This window comes from Streptomyces lonarensis (assembly GCF_012033735.1).
In the GTDB taxonomy this organism is placed as follows: Bacteria; Actinomycetota; Actinomycetes; order Streptomycetales; family Streptomycetaceae; genus Streptomyces; species Streptomyces lonarensis.
The window spans coordinates 1-1,441 of the sequence record NZ_JAAVJD010000461.1 but is presented as its reverse complement, the minus strand read 5'-3'; the positions used below and the strand labels follow the sequence as shown (position 1 = coordinate 1,441).

Genomic DNA, 1,441 nt, shown 5'->3' with positions numbered 1-1,441 from the left:
GCGGGCGGCGGCTGCGCCGCACCGTCAGCACCGGCAGCGGCGGCAGCGGCGGCGGGGCTGGTGTCCGCCTCCGCGTCGCTGCTGACGGCCGTGCCGTCCCCGCCCCCGCCCGCGGCTCCGTCCCCGTCGCTGCCGCTGCCGCTGCCGCTCTCGCCGGTCTCCCGGGCGGTCGGCGAGCGGTCGCCCTCCCCGGGGCCCCCGGTGGTCTCCCCGACGCCGTCCGCCGCGCCGTCCCCGTCTCTGTCGTCGTGCTCCGGGTCGGCCCCGGCCTTTCGGTGCTCCACCGGGTCGCTCCCTGGCGTTCGTTCAGTTGAGGAGGGCATCGGGCTTCCCGTCCGAGCGCGGCTGCTCGGAGACCATCTCGCCCCACACGATCAGTCGGTAGGTCGAGGTGAACTCGGGCGTGCACGTGGTGAGGGTGATGTACCGACCGGGCCCCTCGAAGCCGCTGGAGTCCGGCACGGGGTCGAGCACCTGCACGTGCGCCGGCGAGGTCGAGTCGAGCCGGCTCCGCATCTCGTACACGTAGTAGGTGCTCTCGGTCTCGACGACGATGGGCTCGCCGGGGTTGATGCGGTTGATGTAGCGGAACGGCTCGCCGTGGGTGTTGCGGTGGGCCGCCAGGCCCATGTTGCCCTCGGCGTCCCAGGGCATCGCGGTGGGGAGGCCGTCCTCGGCGGAGTAGCGGCCGACCATGCCGCGGTCGAGGACGCTCGCCGGGTCGACACCCTCGGCGATCGGTACCCGCACCCCGATCGTCGGCAGGTGGAGCAGGGCGAAGCCGTCGCCCGGGGAGAACACCCCGGGCGAGGTGTCGACCTCGCCGCCGTCCTCCTCGCCGTCGCCCCCGGCGGTCTCCTCACCCTCGCCGTCGGAGGCGCCGTCGCCGCCCCCTCCACCGCCCGCGCCGCTGTCCCACTGGTCCAGCAGGGCGTCCACCTGCGAGTTGGCGTGCGCGCGGGCCTCGACGTTGGTCCACCACAGCTGGTAGGTGACGAAGAGCATCATCAGGACGCCGGTGGTGATCATCACCTCGCCGAAGACGTTGGCGATCTTGTTGGCGCGGGTCGCCTTCTCCTGGCGTTCGGCCTTGCGGCGCGCCAGCCGCCCGCCGGGCACCGGGCCCTCGGCAGCCGTCGCGGCCGCGGCGCCGGGGGCGTCCTCCCCCGTGTCGCCGATGGTGTCCGCGTCGGGAGCGTTTGCCGTGCCGCGCCGGTCGGCGGCGTCGGCCGGCGCGTCGTCGGCGGGTGCGGCCGGTATCGCCTCCATGACCGCGGTCGCGTCCTCCGCGCCGTCCGGGGCCGCGACGGGGGTCTTGCGGCGCCGGCCTGAGCCGGGCGGGCGGGCGGCGGGGTCGGAGTCGGGGAGCCGCCGCAGCCCCACGGTCGCCGGATCGGCGTCGCCCGAGGCGCCGGCGCGGTGGCGTGCGTCGGGCCCGGAC

General features: G+C 76.1%; 1 protein-coding gene and 1 pseudogene. Both read right to left on the bottom strand.

Annotated features, from left to right (window positions below):
* Positions 1-284 (bottom strand): annotated as a pseudogene (locus tag HCN56_RS25530) (hypothetical protein); the annotation flags it as partial.
* 22 nt (positions 285-306) lie between these two features.
* A complete protein-coding gene (locus tag HCN56_RS25525; protein ID WP_376770933.1) occupies positions 307-1,383 on the bottom strand; it encodes a class E sortase in 1,077 nt (358 codons plus the stop codon).
* Positions 1,384-1,441: the final 58 nt, after the last annotated feature.